General features: G+C 63.6%; 11 protein-coding genes. 4 read left to right on the top strand and 7 right to left on the bottom strand.

What is annotated here, in order from left to right; translation table 11 throughout:
* Positions 1-138: 138 nt before the first annotated feature.
* The 6 genes from htpG to BDD18_RS07920 all read right to left on the bottom strand — a co-directional run bounded on the left by htpG (position 139) and on the right by BDD18_RS07920 (position 8,607).
* On the bottom strand, positions 139-2,112 hold the full coding sequence (gene htpG, locus BDD18_RS07895) for a molecular chaperone HtpG (protein ID WP_142082337.1): 1,974 nt from the start codon (positions 2,110-2,112) through the stop codon (positions 139-141).
* Positions 2,113-2,490: 378 nt separating this feature from the next.
* Positions 2,491-3,426, bottom strand: a complete 936-nt coding sequence (locus BDD18_RS07900) for an exopolyphosphatase (protein ID WP_066693869.1) — start codon at positions 3,424-3,426, stop codon at positions 2,491-2,493.
* A gap of 82 nt (positions 3,427-3,508) precedes the next feature.
* Complete coding sequence (locus BDD18_RS07905) at positions 3,509-4,309, bottom strand: pseudouridine synthase (RefSeq protein ID WP_044395562.1); 801 nt, start codon at positions 4,307-4,309, stop codon at positions 3,509-3,511.
* 417 nt (positions 4,310-4,726) lie between these two features.
* Positions 4,727-7,057 carry a putative bifunctional diguanylate cyclase/phosphodiesterase gene (locus tag BDD18_RS07910; protein ID WP_244939038.1) on the bottom strand — a complete coding sequence of 777 codons (2,331 nt, stop codon included), beginning with the start codon at positions 7,055-7,057 and terminating at the stop codon, positions 4,727-4,729.
* 459 nt (positions 7,058-7,516) lie between these two features.
* Entirely contained in the window at positions 7,517-7,690 is a 174-nt protein-coding gene (locus BDD18_RS22470) for a hypothetical protein (protein WP_244939011.1), read from the bottom strand.
* Positions 7,687-8,607, bottom strand: coding sequence for a DUF4394 domain-containing protein (locus tag BDD18_RS07920; protein ID WP_142082343.1), 921 nt, complete (start codon positions 8,605-8,607; stop codon positions 7,687-7,689). Before BDD18_RS07920 ends, BDD18_RS22470 begins: the two co-directional genes overlap by 4 nt.
* A gap of 131 nt (positions 8,608-8,738) precedes the next feature.
* On the opposite strand from BDD18_RS07920, the gene BDD18_RS07925 reads away from it, so the two are divergent.
* Entirely contained in the window at positions 8,739-10,205 is a 1,467-nt protein-coding gene (locus BDD18_RS07925) for a methyl-accepting chemotaxis protein (RefSeq protein ID WP_142082345.1), read from the top strand.
* A 25-nt stretch (positions 10,206-10,230) separates the two neighbouring features.
* Here the strand turns inward: BDD18_RS07925 and BDD18_RS07930 are convergent, their stop codons facing one another.
* Positions 10,231-10,965 (bottom strand): Crp/Fnr family transcriptional regulator, encoded by a 735-nt coding sequence (locus tag BDD18_RS07930; protein ID WP_044395556.1) that lies wholly within the window; start codon positions 10,963-10,965, stop codon positions 10,231-10,233.
* Positions 10,966-11,183: 218 nt separating this feature from the next.
* Between BDD18_RS07930 and BDD18_RS07935 the strand changes: the two genes are divergently transcribed.
* The 3 genes from BDD18_RS07935 to BDD18_RS07945 all read left to right on the top strand — a co-directional run bounded on the left by BDD18_RS07935 (position 11,184) and on the right by BDD18_RS07945 (position 15,144).
* Positions 11,184-13,130 (top strand): AMP-dependent synthetase/ligase, encoded by a 1,947-nt coding sequence (locus tag BDD18_RS07935; protein ID WP_142082348.1) that lies wholly within the window; start codon positions 11,184-11,186, stop codon positions 13,128-13,130.
* A 19-nt stretch (positions 13,131-13,149) separates the two neighbouring features.
* The gene (locus BDD18_RS07940) at positions 13,150-13,935 is read left to right on the top strand and encodes an ABC transporter ATP-binding protein (RefSeq protein WP_044395553.1); all 786 of its coding nucleotides are present in this window, start codon (positions 13,150-13,152) and stop codon (positions 13,933-13,935) included.
* Positions 13,936-14,214: 279 nt separating this feature from the next.
* Positions 14,215-15,144, top strand: a complete 930-nt coding sequence (locus tag BDD18_RS07945; protein WP_142082351.1) for a branched-chain amino acid ABC transporter permease — start codon at positions 14,215-14,217, stop codon at positions 15,142-15,144.
* Positions 15,145-15,205 lie beyond the last annotated feature (61 nt).

The following is a 15,205-nucleotide window of genomic DNA, read 5'->3' on the forward strand; positions in this document are numbered from 1 at the left end:
CGACAAGCCCGACAGAGGCACCGCTACACAAGCACGAAAAAGCCCCGGGGCATCACATGCCGCCGGGGCCACAAGCACTATCAATTCAATAGCTGCCAGCGCTTTATCCGTAAGCGCTAGCAGCCATTTTGGCCCTTGTCAGGCCAGCAAGGCGTTCACCCGCTTGACGTAGGCTGCCGGGTCTTCCGGCAGGCCGCCTTCGGCCAGCAGGGCCTGGTCGAACAGGATGTGGGCCAGGTCGTGGAAGTGCACGCTGCCGTCCAGCTTCTTGACCAGCGCGTGCTCAGCGTTCACCTCCAGCACGGGCTTGGTCTCGGGCGCCTGTTGTCCAGCTTGTTTGAGCATGCGGGCCAGTTGCGTGCTCATGCCGTCGTCCTGCACCACCAGACAGGCAGGCGAATCGACCAGGCGGGTCGTCACGCGCACGTCTTCGGCCTTGTCCTTGAGCGCTTCCTTCAGCTTGGCCAGCACGGGCTTGAAGGCTTCGGCGGCTTCTTCTGCAGCCTTCTTCTCGGCCTCGTCTTGCAGCTTGCCCAGGTCCACCGCGCCCTTGGCCACGCTTTGCAGCGGGGTGCCGTCGAACTCGTGCAGGTAGTTCAGCGCCCACTCGTCCACGCGGTCGGTCATGAGCAGCACTTCGATGCCCTTCTTCTTGAAGACTTCGAGCTGCGGGCTGTTCTTGGCAGCGGCCAGCGTGTCGGCGGTGATGTAGTAAATCGCCTCCTGGCCTTCCTTCATGCGAGCCTTGTAGTCGGCAAAGGAGACTGTCACGGCATCGCTCTGCGTGGAGGCAAAACGCAGCAGCTTGGCCAGGCGCTCGCGGTTGGCAAAGTCTTCGCCCAGGCCTTCCTTCAGCACCGCGCCAAATTCGGCATAGAACTTGGTGTACTTGCCTTCCTTGGCCTTGTCTTCCTCGCTCACCACGTCGGTCACGCCATCGGCGCCTTCACCCGTGGTGTGCTTGTCGTGCTTGGCCAGGTCTTCCAGCATGCTCAGCACACGCTTGGTCGAGCCCTCGCGGATGGAGCGCACGTCGCGGCTTTCCTGCAGCAGCTCGCGGCTCACGTTCAGCGGCAGGTCGGTCGAGTCGATCACGCCCTTCACAAAGCGCAGGTAGGTGGGCAACAGCGCTTCGGCGTCGTCCATGATGAACACGCGCTTCACATACAGCTTCACGCCAGCCTTCTTGTCGCGGTTCCACAAATCGAACGGCGCCTTGGCGGGGATGTACAGCAGCTGCGTGTATTCGGTGTTGCCTTCCACGCGGTTGTGCGCCCAGGTCAGTGGGGCTTCGTGGTCGTGGCTGATGGTCTTGTAGAACTCGGCGTACTGCTCGTCGGTGATGTCCTTCTTGGGGCGGGTCCACAGGGCGCTGGCCTTGTTGATGGTTTCCCACTCTCCCGTCTTGACCATGCCACCGGGCTGGCGGCCGCCGTTTTCATCGTTGGGGTTGATCAGCTCGCCGTCTTTCCACTCTTCCTTTTCCATCAGGATGGGCAGGCTGATGTGGTCGGAGTATTTGGCGATGACCTGCTTGAGCTTCCAGGCGTTGAGGTATTCCTCGGCATCCTCGCGCAGGTGCAGGATGATGCTGGTGCCGCGCTGGGCGCGGGTGATGGTTTCGACCTCAAAGTCGCCCGTGCCGCTGCTGATCCAGCGCACACCTTCTTCGGGCTTGAGGCCCGCACGGCGCGATTCCACAGTGATCTTGTCAGCCACGATAAAGCCCGAGTAAAAGCCCACGCCGAACTGGCCGATGAGTTGGGCGTCCGCCTTCTGGTCGCCTGAGAGACGGCCCATGAAGTCCTTGGTGCCGCTCTTGGCGATGGTGCCCAGGTGGTCGATGGCCTCTTGCTGGCTCATGCCGATGCCGTTGTCGGTGATGGTCAGCGTCTTGGCGGCCTTGTCGAAGGTCACACGCACTTCGAGGTTGGGGGCGTCTTCAAACAGCGCGGCGTTGTTCAGGCCCTCAAATCGCAGTTTGTCGCAGGCGTCCGAGGCGTTGGAGATCAGCTCGCGCAGGAAGATTTCCTGGTTGGAATACAGCGAGTGGGTGACCAGGTGCAGCAGCTGGGCCACTTCGGCCTGGAACGACAGGGTTTGCTTGCTCATGGGAGGGTTCTCTCTCGGTAAATTTTTGAATGGAATCGCACAACGGGGGGCACAAAAAAATCACGCGTGCCAGCCCGGCAGGCGTGATTTATGGGCAGGGGTGAAGGTTTCAAGAGGGGGCGAGCCCCCCACTTAGAGCGGCTAACAAAACTCTTCTGGCGTCGTTGCTGTGTCTTGTCGTACTGCTCGTACTGCCGACGACACAGCGCCTAGCCAGAACCGCTTCGCTGAGTTTTGTTAGCCGCTCTTATTGATCCGGCACGGTTTATTGCAGAGTCCAGATGCCGTTCAACTTGAGCCCGTCGAGGGGCTTCGACACCTCAGCCCGAGCAAGGTTTACGAATAAAGCCTGCCGGATCAATATGCAAGCAGCAAGCTTCAACCGTCGGTGTTGATGCGTTCTACCAGCATCTTGAGGACCGCGTCTGCCTTCTCGTTGGCCACCTGGCAGGTGCCCGCAGCGGCGTGGCCGCCACCGCCAAACTCCAGCATCAGGTTGCCCACATGGGTCTTGCTGCTGCGGTTGAGGATGGACTTGCCCGTGGCAAACACGGTGTTCTGCTTTTGCAGGCCCCACATCACGTGGATAGAGATGTTGGCCTGCGGGAACAGCGCGTAAATCGTGAACCGGTTGGTGGCCCAGATGGTTTCTTCCTGGCGCAGGTCCAGCACCACCAGGTTGCCCAGCTCAATGGCGCAGCGCTCCAGTTGCTCCCTGGCCTTGACGGCATGCTCGCGGTACAGGGCCACGCGCTCCTGCACGTCGGGCAACTCCAGAATCTCCTCGATGGTGTGGTCGCGGCAGTACTTGATCAAATCCATCATCAGCGCGTAGTTGCTGATGCGGAAATCGCGGAAACGGCCCAGGCCGGTGCGTGAGTCCATCAGGTAGTTCAGCAGCACCCAACCCTGCGGGTCGAGGATGTCTTCGCGCGAATACTGGGCCGAGTCGGCCTGGTCCACCGCCGCCATCATCTCATCGGTGATGCGGGGGAACGCGGCCTTGCCGCCGTAATGGTTATAGACCACGCGCGCCGCGGATGGGGCATGGGCCTCAATGATGTGGTTGGTGTCACGGCGGCCTGCATTGCGCACGGTTTCCGACTCGTGGTGGTCGAACACCAGGTGCGCACCCGGCACGTAGGGCAGGTTGGTGGTGATGTCGCGCGACGTGATGGCAACCTTGCCATCCTGCATGTCCTTGGGGTGGACGAACGTGATCTCGTCAATCAGGTTCAGTTCATTGAGCAAAACGGCGCACACCAGGCCATCGAAGTCACTGCGGGTGACCAACCGGTATTTCTCTTCACTCACAGACATCTCCTCTTAGAACAGACGGATGCGGTCATGCTAGCAACGCCCCCGGTGCCGCACCCTGTGCGGCCACAAAAAAATCTCAAAACCGCTCGTGCGGTCCCAGGTAGCGCCACTGGCCTACGGGCAGGTTGCCCAGCGTCACCCTCCCAATGCGGATGCGCTTGAGCCCCACCACCTTGAGCCCCACCAGCTCGCACATCCGGCGAATCTGGCGCTTCTTGCCTTCGGTCAAGACAAAGCGCAGCTGCTCGGGGTTTTGCCACTCCACCTTGGCGGGCTTGAGCGGCTCACCGTCCAGGCTCAGGCCATGGCGCAGGCGTTCCAGCAACTCTTTGGGGAACACCGCCTGCACGTTGGTGCTGACAGGGTCACGCTCGTCGATTTCCTGCAGCGGCACGGAGCGCTCGCCAGGGTGGCGTGGCACCGCCTGGCCCGGTGCCTGGTAGACCACGCGCACCAGGTATTCCTTGTCCACCTCAGAGTCTTCGCCAATGATCTGCCGCGCCACACGCCCGTCCTGGGTCAGCACCAACAAGCCCACCGAGTCGATATCGAGCCGTCCACAAGGCGCCAGGCCCCGCAACTGCGGCGGAGAGAAGCGGTTGCGGCTGGGGTCCTCGCGCCAGTGGGTGCGGGGATTGATCAGGGCCACGGCGGGCGTGTGGCCATCCTCGGCCTGCCCGCTGACATAGCCGATCGGCTTGTTCAGCAAAATGGTGACGCGCTGCTCCTGGAAACCCTGGGCAATCTTGTCCACCTCAATGCGGTCTGCAGCGGTGACCTGCAGCCCCATGGGCGCCACCTCGCCATTGACCTTGACCCAGCCTTGGGCAATCCAGTCATCGGCCTCGCGGCGCGAGCACAAACCCAGCTCGGCCATGCGCTTGTTCAAGCGCGAGGTATCGCCACCTGCCGACGCAGGCCTTGCCCCCGGGGCAGCGGCGGGCCGAGGAGCAGCGGAGCGCGCTGCCGGAGGGCGCTGCGGCTGCGCTGGCGCAGGCCGCCCGCCTGCATCGGCAGACCAGGTACGAGTTGACGTGGGGCCGATGGCGCGCTCGGATCGCGCTGCAGCAGGTCGCGCGCCTGCTGCGGCAGGCCGTGCGGAGGCCCTGGACGGGGCCGTTGCGGCAGGTGCTGGCTTGGCCGACAGGTTGGGGCGGCGCAGCACGGGCCGCGCGGAAGCGCCTTCGGCTGGCGCAGTGGCACCAGCGGGGCTTTGGGGTGGACGGGAACTGGATGAAGACATTGGGCGTATTGTCGCCGCCGGGCGGCGCCTGCTCATCTGGCGTTGCGAAGATTACCCCTGCCTTTGCTGCCACGCCAGAAATTCTTGCGCAGGCATGGGCCGGCTGATGTGGTAGCCCTGGGCTTCGTCACAGGCCAGCGCGCGCAGGCGCTCCAGAATACCGCCGGTCTCCACGCCTTCGGCCACCACGGTCAGGCCCAGGTTGTGGGCCAGATCAATGGTGGAGCGCACGATCATCGCGTCGTCCTCCCCCTGCTCCATGCCCATCACAAACGACTTGTCGATCTTGAGCTCGTCCACCGGCAGCCGCTTGAGGTACGCCAGCGACGAATAGCCCGTGCCGAAGTCGTCGATGGAGAGCTTGAAGCCCTGCTCGGACAACCGGTTGAGCATGGCTTCGGCGCGGAGGGGGTCGTCCATGATGGCGCTTTCGGTGATCTCCAGGCAAAACAATGACGCCTTCACCCCGTGGCGATCCAGAAGAGCAGCCAACTTGTGGCTGAGGTCCGGGTCCAGCAGGTCGCGCGTGGACAGGTTGACAGACACCCGCAAACCCCGGTTCTGCTGAGCGGGCTGGGCAAGGAATTTCGCCACTTCCTCAAACATCCACAGGGTGAGCTGGCGCACAAACGCGGTTTGCTCGGCAAAGGGGATGAACTCCATCGGCGGCACCATGCCGCGCTGCGGATGTTGCCAGCGCACCAGGGCTTCTGCAGCACAGCCGCTTTGGCCATGCAGGGGCACCTTGGGCTGCAGGTATAGCTGCAGTTCGTTGCGTTCCACGGCGCGGCGCAGCTCCGTGAGCAGCGACAGATTCTGGGCGCTGACCGAATCAATCGAGGCGTCGTAGCGCAACGCGCCGCTGAGCTTGCGCTTGGCGGCGTACATGGCGATTTCGGCGTGGCTGAGCAGCATGTCGGCGTCTTGTGCATCGCCGGGCCAGCAAGCGATGCCGATGCCGGCGCTCAGATCCACGGTCTGGTCCTGCAAGGCCAGGGGCTGCTCAAACGAGGTCAGGATCTGCTGGGCCACCGCATGCGCCCCGGGTGCGTCGGCTCCCCGCAGCAGCGCGGCAAATTGATTGCCTCCCAGGCGCGCGACCATGTCGTCAGGTGACGTCACCAGGTCAGCCAGCCGCTGCGCCACGGCTTGCAGCAAACGGTCGCCAAAGGCGTAACCCATCACGTCGTTGACATGCTTGAAGCGGTCCAGATCCAGCGTCAGCACGCTCACCGGCGGAGCTTGGCCTGCGCCAGGCTCCAGGGCCCGCACCAGGGTTTCGCGAAAGCGCTCGCGGTTGGGCAGTCCTGTCAGCCGGTCCCAATAGGCCAGCCGCATGATTTCCTTTTGCTGTGCGCCGATGTCCACGCGCATGCGGTCGAACGAACGCGCCAGCCGGCCAATTTCGTCCTGCCTACGGGTGTGCTCCATGGGGGTGTCGTACTCACCCCGCGACAGGCGCTGGGTGGCGCGCATGAGGGATTGCAACGGGGTGATCACGCGCTGGGCCATCAGGCCACTGCCCAGCGCAAAGAGCAATACGCCGCCAGCGGTAATGAATGCAAGCAGCAGCTGCAACTGGCGATAGGGAGCCACCACCGCGTCCACCGACCGCAGCAGCAATGCTTGCACCTGGCCATTGACACTGGGCAGGGGGCTGGAGCGTGACAGCAGCACCCCGTCGGGCGAATCGATCTCATCCACCTGACCGCCTTGCGCAACGATCTGGTCGCGCTGAGCGGCTGGCAGCGTGCTCACGGGCACGGTCACTCGCCCATCGGCCTCTTGCACCACCAGCGCCACCTGTACCGACAACAACCGGCGCATTTCATCGGCCAGCGCCTGGTCGAGCGGAAAGCCCATCAACACCCAGCCCATGAGCACAGGCGCGCGCATGGGCACCATCACAAACTGGTAGGGCACGCCATCCACCACGGCAATCTGGCTGCCCTGGGGGCTGCGCGCCAGTTGCGGCGCCACTTGCCCCAGAGTGGGAATGAAGGCCTGGGCGGACGACGGGGCCGTCAGTGCGCGGTAGGCCATGTTGGTATCCAGCAGCGCCGTGGCTGCGGCGCCGATGCGCTCTCCATGGTTTTCCAGCACCGAATGGATGGTTTCCTCGTCGCCAGAATGACCCGCAGACCGAAACCCGTAATCCGCCGCCAGCAGGGCCGAGCCCTGGCGCAGACGCGCGGCGTTTTGCTCCAGCAGGCGCAGCCACACGTTTTCGTCCACATCAAGCTGGCGCGCAATCTGGCTGCGGGCGTTGCGCTCGATGCCGGCGCGCACCACGGCAAACCCGGCCAGCTGCACGATCAGCAGCAGCAACAGGGACACCCCCACCAGGCGCAGGATCAAGCTACGGCCGAGGATCCTCCACATCAAGGCGCCAACCCCACCAGCCTGGCCGCAGCGCGCACATTGCCGGTGGCAAGGCAGTGCCACTGGTTGCTCATGGGCGGCAGCGCCCGGAGCCATGCGGGGGTGCCAGACGCGCAGCTTGTAGTTGCCGGCCGGCACGCCGTTGATCTGCACCTGTGCGGCGCTCTCGGCAGCCTGCGCGTAATACGGCGTGTCCACCACCACAATCCAGCCCACCATGCGGTCGTGGATGTTGCAACCCAGGGTGACCACGCCCGCCCGTTCAAACACCACGGGATTGGCGGGCGTGCCGGTATAGAGCTTGAGCTCGAATTTCTTGGCAGGAGAAAACGAGTACACATGGTGGCGCACGCTGTCGCGGTTCGGGAAATGCACGGAAGTGCCCACCGGCACCACCAGTACCCCCGGCAGAAACTGCTTGCCTTGCTGCGCCATCTCGGCCCCCGCCAGGGGCTTGGTCTAGGCACTGGCGGCCGCAGACTCCAGAAACGCCACGACACCATTCACCGGGCGGCCCGCTTCATCCACCACTTCCACCTGCACGCTGGCAGCCCATGCGCCTGCACTGCTGAAGGCAGCCCAGCAGACCACGGCGCGCGCGGCCCACCGCCAGCAAGCACCAGACTGCGTCATGGCTCAATCGCCATGCCCACCAGGGGGCTGCCGTCAGCCACCACCCCCAGCAGCGTGGCCTTGCCGGTGTTCAGGTCGATCAGGTGCAGCTGCGTCTTGGGGTTGCCCGCCGTTCGCACGGCCGCCAAGGCGGTGTTGTTCACGTCGGAAATGTCCATCGAGGCGTCCGTCAACGGCCCCAGGCCCAAGGAGCCCACGGTGCGCAGTTGCCCTGTGTTGGGCGAGACCACGGGGGTTTCACCCTCGCGCGATCCCTGCATGACCAACACCCCCAAGGCCCGGTCAATGGCGTAGTTGGTGGTGAGCTTGCCGTCGTTGGGGTTGTAGGTGTACGCGGCAGCGACCACCTCGGGCGCACGCGCGTGGTTCACATCACTCCACGCATAGCGAAGGTAGGGGTCTGACTGCAGCCCTGGGCGCAAGTTGTCGCCATCCACTTGGGCGCCCGTGTCAGGGTGCAGGCGCAGGTTCTGCCCCAGGTTCGACACCACCCGCACCCGGTCAGCCGCAGGATTGAAGTCCACGCCAAACGCCGAGCCTTTCAACGCCACGGGCGGTGTACCAGCGCCCACGGGGGTGAGCTGGCCTGTGCCCAACTCCAGCGTGTAAAGGCGCCCTGATTGTGCAAGCGCATACAGCACACCCCGCGCCACGCGAAAGTCGATGCCCACCAGCTTATCACCCGCCGGCAAGCCTTGCAGCGGCCTGCGCTCCAGGATGTGGTCGGGCCTGGCAGCGTTGAACGTCAGCAGCTCATGTGCAGCAGTCACCGCAACGACTTGTTCGCGCAGCTCCAGTGGTTCTTGAACCGGGGCTGCACAACCCGCCACCAAGCTGCCGACAGCCAACGCTGCGGCAAGGCCAAAGGGGCTTTGCCAACGGAAACGCAAGCGCGAAAGCAGAGACAGCGAAGGCATGGAGCAGCTCCCAAAGATGTAACAGAACCGAACACAAGCGGACATTGTTGCACTGAGTCCGCGCACACTGCGCAAGGAAACTATGCTGTCAATTTTCATAGCACCAAAACCAACAGCAGAAAACGCAGGCGATGACCTTGTTAAGCCGCTCCAGCGCCATGCTCAACGAAATCGACCCCAAGCAGGCGCAGGAGCAAATCCAGGCCGTGCGAAAGACCTTGCAGGAATACGCCAAGCAGGAAGCGCAGCTCGCACAACTCATTACCCCGGCCAGCGCCAGCGCCGCCGAGACTGCGTTGCTGCAGCAGGTGCAGGCGGCAGCCCAAAAGGCCAGGCCAGAGATTAAGAGCGCGATGCAAGCAGCGGACGATGGCGACACCGTCACCGCCAGCCTGAACCTGATGACCCGCGCCGCACCGGCTGAATCCATCTGGCGGCAACAGCTGGGCGAGTTGATTGCGCTGCAAAACAGGCTCAATGACGAAGCCGCCGCTTCGGCCGAAGCGATCCAGAGCCGTGCGCGCTGGATCGGCGGCGTGCTGGTGGTGGCAGCCATGGCACTCGGTCTGCTGATTGCCTGGCGCATCACCGCCAGCATCACCCAACCGATCGCCCGTGCCGTGGTGGTGGCGGAGCGCATTGCACGGGGCGATCTGACGTCGCAAGTGGAAGTGCGCATCCACGACGAAACCGGCCGGCTGCTGGAAGCGATTGCCGCCATGCAAGACCGGCTGCGCAGTCTGGTGGCCGAGATCGGGCAGGCCGCAGACTCCATTTTGGTGGCCAGCTCTGAAGTGGCTTCAGGCAACCAGAACCTGAGCATCCGCACCGAGCAGACGTCTCACAACCTGCAAGGCGCCTCCCAGGCGCTGGGCGATCTGACGGGCACCGTGGCGCAAAGTGCGCAGGCCGCCCATCAGGCCAACGGCCTGGCGGCCAAAGCATCCACCGCGGCGGCAGAAGGAGGCGAAGTGGTGACCCAGGTGGTGCAGACCATGGACGCCATCAGCGCCAGCTCGCGCAAGATTTCCGACATCACCAGCGTGATCGACAGCATTGCCTTCCAGACCAACATCCTGGCGCTGAACGCCGCGGTGGAAGCTGCCCGCGCGGGCGAGCAAGGCCGGGGCTTTGCCGTGGTGGCCAGCGAGGTGCGCGGCCTGGCAGGTCGCGCGGCCAACGCGGCGCGCGAGATCAAGGCGCTCATCAACGACAGCACCCAGCAGGTTCAGGCGGGCGCCACGCTCGTCAACCACGCGGGCGACAGCATCGCGCAGCTGGTGCAATCGGTGCGGCAGGTCTCCAGCATCATGGCCGAGATCACCGCCGCCACGCAGGAGCAAAGCCAGCGCATCACCGAAGTGAGCCACTCCGTGGGATCGCTGGAAGAAATGACGCAGCAGAACGCTGCACTGGTGGAGCAAGGCGCTGCCGCCGCCGAAAGCCTCAAGGACCAGGCGGGGCGCCTGACGCAGATGGTGCACACCTTCCGCCTCACCCGCGAACACGCCCAGGCCCGGGTATGGGAGGCACCTACCCCAGCGGCCCTTGCAGACCAGGCGCTAGCGAATCAGCGCATCGCCCTGCCCCGCAGCTAGCCTACGGAATCCGAGCAATCGGCGCTCAGCCCTCAGTGGCAGAGGCCCTGCGGACAAACACGCTGGACTGCAACGCTGCCAGGTCCAGCACACGCACGCCGCCGTACTCCACACGAATGGCGCCTTGCGCCTGCAACGCCATCAGCGCTTCATTGACCCGCTGGCGCGACAGCCCCACCAGGTAAGCCAGCTCCTGCTGGGTGATGCGCAGCACCTCGCCCACGCCGGGGTAGAGCACCGGGTTGAACAGTGACGCCAGACTGCGGGCCACGCGCACGTCGGGGTTGTTGAGGCGATCAATCTCGCGCGCGGCAATGAACTGACCCAGCCGCTCGTTGAGCTGGTGCATCACGAACCGGTTGAACGCAATGGAGTGGTCGAGCAGCCAGTGAAACGTGTCAATGGGCAGGCCGGCCACCACGCTCTTGCGCAGCGCCTGGATGTTGTAACGATAAGGCTCGCGCTTCATGGCAGTGCCTTCGCCAAACCAGCCGCCAGGGGGCACGCCCGTGAACGTCATGGTCTGGCCCTGGGCGTTGTCGCTGCTCATCTTGAGCAGCCCCTCCACCACGCCGAACCAGTACGTCACGGGCCTGCCGACGCGGCACACGAAGTCGCCGGGCAGGGCATCACCCACCAACAGGGAAGCCACAGCGCGCGTTCGCGCGGCTGGCTGAAGCTGTGCCAGCCACGGAATGCCCTTCAACTCCTCTGAAGTGGGCGCGCGGCGGCGCTGGTGCAAAGACAAATCGTGATTCATGCCGGCAAGCGTCACCCAAAAGCCGGCAAAAACCGGCAACGTCACGGGACAGGGAGGGTTTAACCCGATGAGGAGTTTCCCGTAGATTGTCGTCCAAAAGACAAAATAACGTCAAAGCCAGTCCTAGTATTTATGCCAGAGCAACACCTCGCGGCGGCACCTGGCAGCTGAGAAGGTCTGTTGCACCCGGGACAGATACCGATCAAAGAGGACACGGAATGAAGACGACGTTTCCCCAGCTGCTGTTGCAGCACGCCACCCAGAGGCCCCAGAGCCCGGCGCTGCGCGAAAAAGAATATGGCATCTGGCAAACCCACACCTGGGCAGACCTGGCCCAGCTGGTGGAAAAGGTGGCAGCCGGGCTGCACCAGGCCGGCTTGCAGCGCCACGAACACATGGTGGTGATCGGCGCCAACCGCCCCCGCCTGTACGCCACCATGCTGGCAGCCCAGTCGCTGGGTGCGATTCCGGTGCCGCTGTACCAGGACGCCGTAGCCGCCGAATGCATCTTCCCGCTGAACAATGCCGAAGTGCGCTTTTGCCTGGTGGAAGACCAGGAGCAGGTGGACAAGCTGCTCGAAATCCGCGAGCAGTGCCCGCAGATTGCACACATCATCTATGACGACCCCCGTGGCCTGCGCAACTACAACGAAGAAGGCCTGGACGCGCTGGACTCGCTGATAGAAACCGGCAGCGCCTTTGTGGCCAAGAACCCCGGCTGGTTCAAGGCCGAGGTGGCCAAGGCCCAGCCAGACGATGTGGCGGCCATGTTCTTCACATCCGGCACCACGGGCAACCCCAAGGGCGTGGTGCACACCCACAGCACGCTGCTCGACCGCGCCACAGCGGGCGCCGAGTTCGACAAGCTCACCAGCAGCGAAGAAGTGCTGGCCTACCTGCCCCCCGCCTGGATTGGCCAGAACATCTTCAGCTACGCCCAGTGGCTGGCCTGCGGCTACGTGGTCAACTGCCCCGAGTCGGCCAGCACCGTGACCATCGACCTCAAGGAAGTGGGCCCCACCTACTACTTTGCGCCGCCGCGCATTTTTGAAGGTCTGCTGACCAGCGTGATGATTCGCATGGAAGACGCAGGCACCTTGAAGCGCAAGATGTTCGAGGCCTGCATGGGTGTGGCCAAACGCGTGGGCCCCGCCCTGATGGACGGCGAAGCCGTGGGCACCATCGACAAAATCAAGTACGCCCTGGGCAACCTGCTGGTGTACGGCCCGCTGCGCAACAACCTGGGCTTCTCCCGCGTGCGGGTGGCCTACACAGCGGGCGAGGCCATTGGCCCCGACCTGTTCACCTTCTACCGCTCCATCGGCATCAACCTGAAGCAGCTGTACGGCTCCACCGAAACCGCCGTGTTCGTGTGCCTGCAGCCAGACAACCAGGCCCGCGCCGACACCGTGGGCGTGCCCATCCGTGGCGTGCAGATCAAGGTGGCCGACAACGGCGAAATCATGGTGAAGTCCGCCGGGCTGCTCAAGGAGTACTACAAGAACCCGGCCGCCACGGCCGAAGTGCTCACGGCCGACGGCTGGTACCACACCAGCGATGCCGGTTTTCTGGACGCACACGGCCACCTCAAGATCATCGACCGCGTCAAGGACGTGGGCCGCATCCAGGGCGGCGCCAATGATGGCGCCATGTTCGCGCCCAAGTACGTGGAGAACAAGCTCAAGTTCTTCCCGCACATCAAGGAAGTGGTGGCCCTGGGCGACAAGCGCGAGAAGGTCTGCGTCATGGTCAACATCGACTTCGATGCCGTGGGCAACTGGGCCGAGCGCCGTAACCTGCCCTACGCCGGCTACACCGACCTGGCCCAGAAGCCCGAGGTGTACGAATTGATCCGCGACTGCATTGAAAAGGTGAATGCCGACCTGGCCAACGACGCCCTGCTGGCTGGCAGCCAGGTGAGCCGTTTCCTGGTGCTGCACAAGGAACTGGACGCCGACGACGGCGAACTCACGCGCACCAACAAGGTCCGCCGTGGCTTCATTGCCGAGAAATACGCTGCACTGGTAGACGCCCTGTACGCAGGCCGCACCGAGCAGTACATCGAGACCCAGGTGAAGTTTGAAGACGGCCGCACCGGCAGCGTGAGCGCCACGCTCAAGCTGATGGACACCAAGACTTTCCCGCCCGTCAAGAGCGCCGCCTGAACGCGCCAGGAAGCAACCCATGAGCACCAAAAAGATCGGCGACGTCATCCTCGACGTCAAGAACATCAGCCTCCGGTTCGGCGGCGTAAAGGCGCTGACCGACATCTCCTTCAACGTCAAAGAGCACGAGATCCGCTCCATCATCGGCCCCAACGGCGCCGGCAAGAGCTCCATGCTCAACTGCATCAACGGGGTGTACACGCCGTCCGAAGGCTCCATCACCTTCCGGGGCAAGACGTTTGATCACATGAACAGCCGCCAGGTGGCCGAGATGGGCATCGGGCGCACCTTCCAGAACCTGGCGCTGTTCAAGGGCATGAGCGTGATCGACAACATCATGACCGGCCGCAACCTCAAGATCAAAAGCAACCTGCTGCTGCAGGCGCTGCGCATCGGGCCTGCCGAACGCGAGGAAATCCGCCACCGCGAATACGTCGAGCACATCATCGACTTCCTTGAAATCCAGGCCTTCCGCAAGACCCCCGTGGGCCAGCTGCCCTACGGCCTCCAAAAGCGCGTGGACCTGGGCCGGGCTCTCGCGATGGAGCCGCAGGTGCTGTTGCTCGACGAGCCCATGGCCGGCATGAACGTGGAAGAGAAGCAGGACATGTGCCGCTTCATCCTGGACGTGAACGACGAGTTCGGCACCACCATCGTGCTGATCGAGCACGACATGGGTGTGGTGATGGACATCAGCGACCGCGTGGTGGTGCTGGACTACGGCAAGAAGATCGGTGACGGCAGCCCTGACGAAGTGCGCAACAACGAAGACGTGATCAGTGCCTATCTGGGCACATCGCACTAAGAGTCTGTTCGAAGCCTTTTCACGGGGTACGCATGACAACAAACGGACACGATCTAGGCGCCCGCCGCGGCACATGCTGGCGGCCTGGGCAAGTCGGGCAACAACGAGCGTGGCCGTTTGTTGCCATGCCCTTCGGGTTGTCCCGCAAAGGCAGCGTCTGCGGCGTTGCCCATCCTCGCCGCACACCAGTGCGGCTTGCGGTGGACGCCTTGCACCCACTGCCTTTGCGGGGCAACGTACTCCATGAAAAGACTTTGAACAGACTCTGAGAACAACAACATGGCATTCTTTCTTGAAACCCTCATCGGCGGCCTGATGGCCGGCATGCTGTATTCGCTGGTCGCGTTGGGCTTTGTGCTGATCTACAAGGCCTCGGGCGTGTTCAACTTTGCGCAGGGCGCCATGGTGCTGTTCGCAGCGCTGGCCATGGCCCGCTTTGCCGAGTGGATTCCGAAGTGGACGGGCATCGACAACCCCATCGTAGCCAACCTGGCCGCCTTCGTGATTGCAGGCGCCATCATGTTCGTGGTGGCCTGGCTGATTGAAAAGCTGGTGCTGCGCCACCTGGTCAACCAGGAAGGCGCCACGCTGCTGATGGCCACACTGGGCATTACCTACTTTCTCGAAGGCCTGGGCCAAACGCTGTTTGGCAGCGACATCTACAAGATCGACGTGGGCATGCCCAAGGAGCCGATCTTCGCCTTTGACACCGTGTTCCAGGGCGGCATCCTGATCAACAAGGAAGACGTGATTGCCGCCGCCATTGCTGCGGGTCTGGTGGCCTTGCTGTCGGTGTTCTTCCAGAAGACTTCCACCGGCCGTGCGCTGCGCGCCGTGGCGGACGACCACCAGGCTGCGCAATCCATCGGCATTCCGCTCAACCGCATCTGGGTGATCGTGTGGTGCGTGGCCGGTGTGGTGGCCCTGGTGGCCGGGATGATCTGGGGCAGCAAGCTCGGAGTGCAGTTCTCGCTGACCACCGTGGCCCTGCGCGCTCTGCCCGTGGTGATTCTGGGCGGCCTGACTTCGGTGCCCGGCGCCATCATCGGCGGTCTGATCATCGGTGTGGGCGAGAAGCTCTCCGAGGTGTACCTGGGCCCGTTCGTGGGCGGGGGCATCGAGATCTGGTTTGCGTATGTGCTGGCGCTGGTGTTCCTTCTCTTCAGGCCTCAGGGCTTGTTCGGAGAAAAAATTATTGATCGCGTATGAAATACGAGACCAATAATTTTTCGAAGGAGGCACAACGCGCACCGCGCGTTGTCAGCGGGGC

Source organism: Acidovorax temperans (assembly GCF_006716905.1).
Classification (GTDB): Bacteria; Pseudomonadota; Gammaproteobacteria; order Burkholderiales; family Burkholderiaceae_C; genus Acidovorax; species Acidovorax temperans.

Excerpts from the sequence above, each read along its gene's own strand:
- htpG (WP_142082337.1), bottom strand. The coding sequence starts at position 2,112 with ATGAGCAAGCAAACCCTGTCGTTCCAGGCCGAAGTGGCCCAGCTGCTG.
- BDD18_RS07940 (WP_044395553.1), top strand. The coding sequence starts at position 13,150 with ATGAGCACCAAAAAGATCGGCGACGTCATCCTCGACGTCAAGAACATC.
- BDD18_RS07905 (WP_044395562.1), bottom strand. The coding sequence starts at position 4,309 with ATGGCCGAGCTGGGTTTGTGCTCGCGCCGCGAGGCCGATGACTGGATT.
- BDD18_RS07930 (WP_044395556.1), bottom strand. The coding sequence starts at position 10,965 with ATGAATCACGATTTGTCTTTGCACCAGCGCCGCCGCGCGCCCACTTCA.
- BDD18_RS07920 (WP_142082343.1), bottom strand. The coding sequence starts at position 8,607 with ATGCCTTCGCTGTCTCTGCTTTCGCGCTTGCGTTTCCGTTGGCAAAGC.
- BDD18_RS07945 (WP_142082351.1), top strand. The coding sequence starts at position 14,215 with ATGGCATTCTTTCTTGAAACCCTCATCGGCGGCCTGATGGCCGGCATG.
- BDD18_RS07935 (WP_142082348.1), top strand. The coding sequence starts at position 11,184 with ATGAAGACGACGTTTCCCCAGCTGCTGTTGCAGCACGCCACCCAGAGG.
- BDD18_RS07925 (WP_142082345.1), top strand. The coding sequence starts at position 8,739 with ATGACCTTGTTAAGCCGCTCCAGCGCCATGCTCAACGAAATCGACCCC.
- BDD18_RS22470 (WP_244939011.1), bottom strand. The coding sequence starts at position 7,690 with ATGACGCAGTCTGGTGCTTGCTGGCGGTGGGCCGCGCGCGCCGTGGTC.
- BDD18_RS07910 (WP_244939038.1), bottom strand. The coding sequence starts at position 7,057 with ATGTGGAGGATCCTCGGCCGTAGCTTGATCCTGCGCCTGGTGGGGGTG.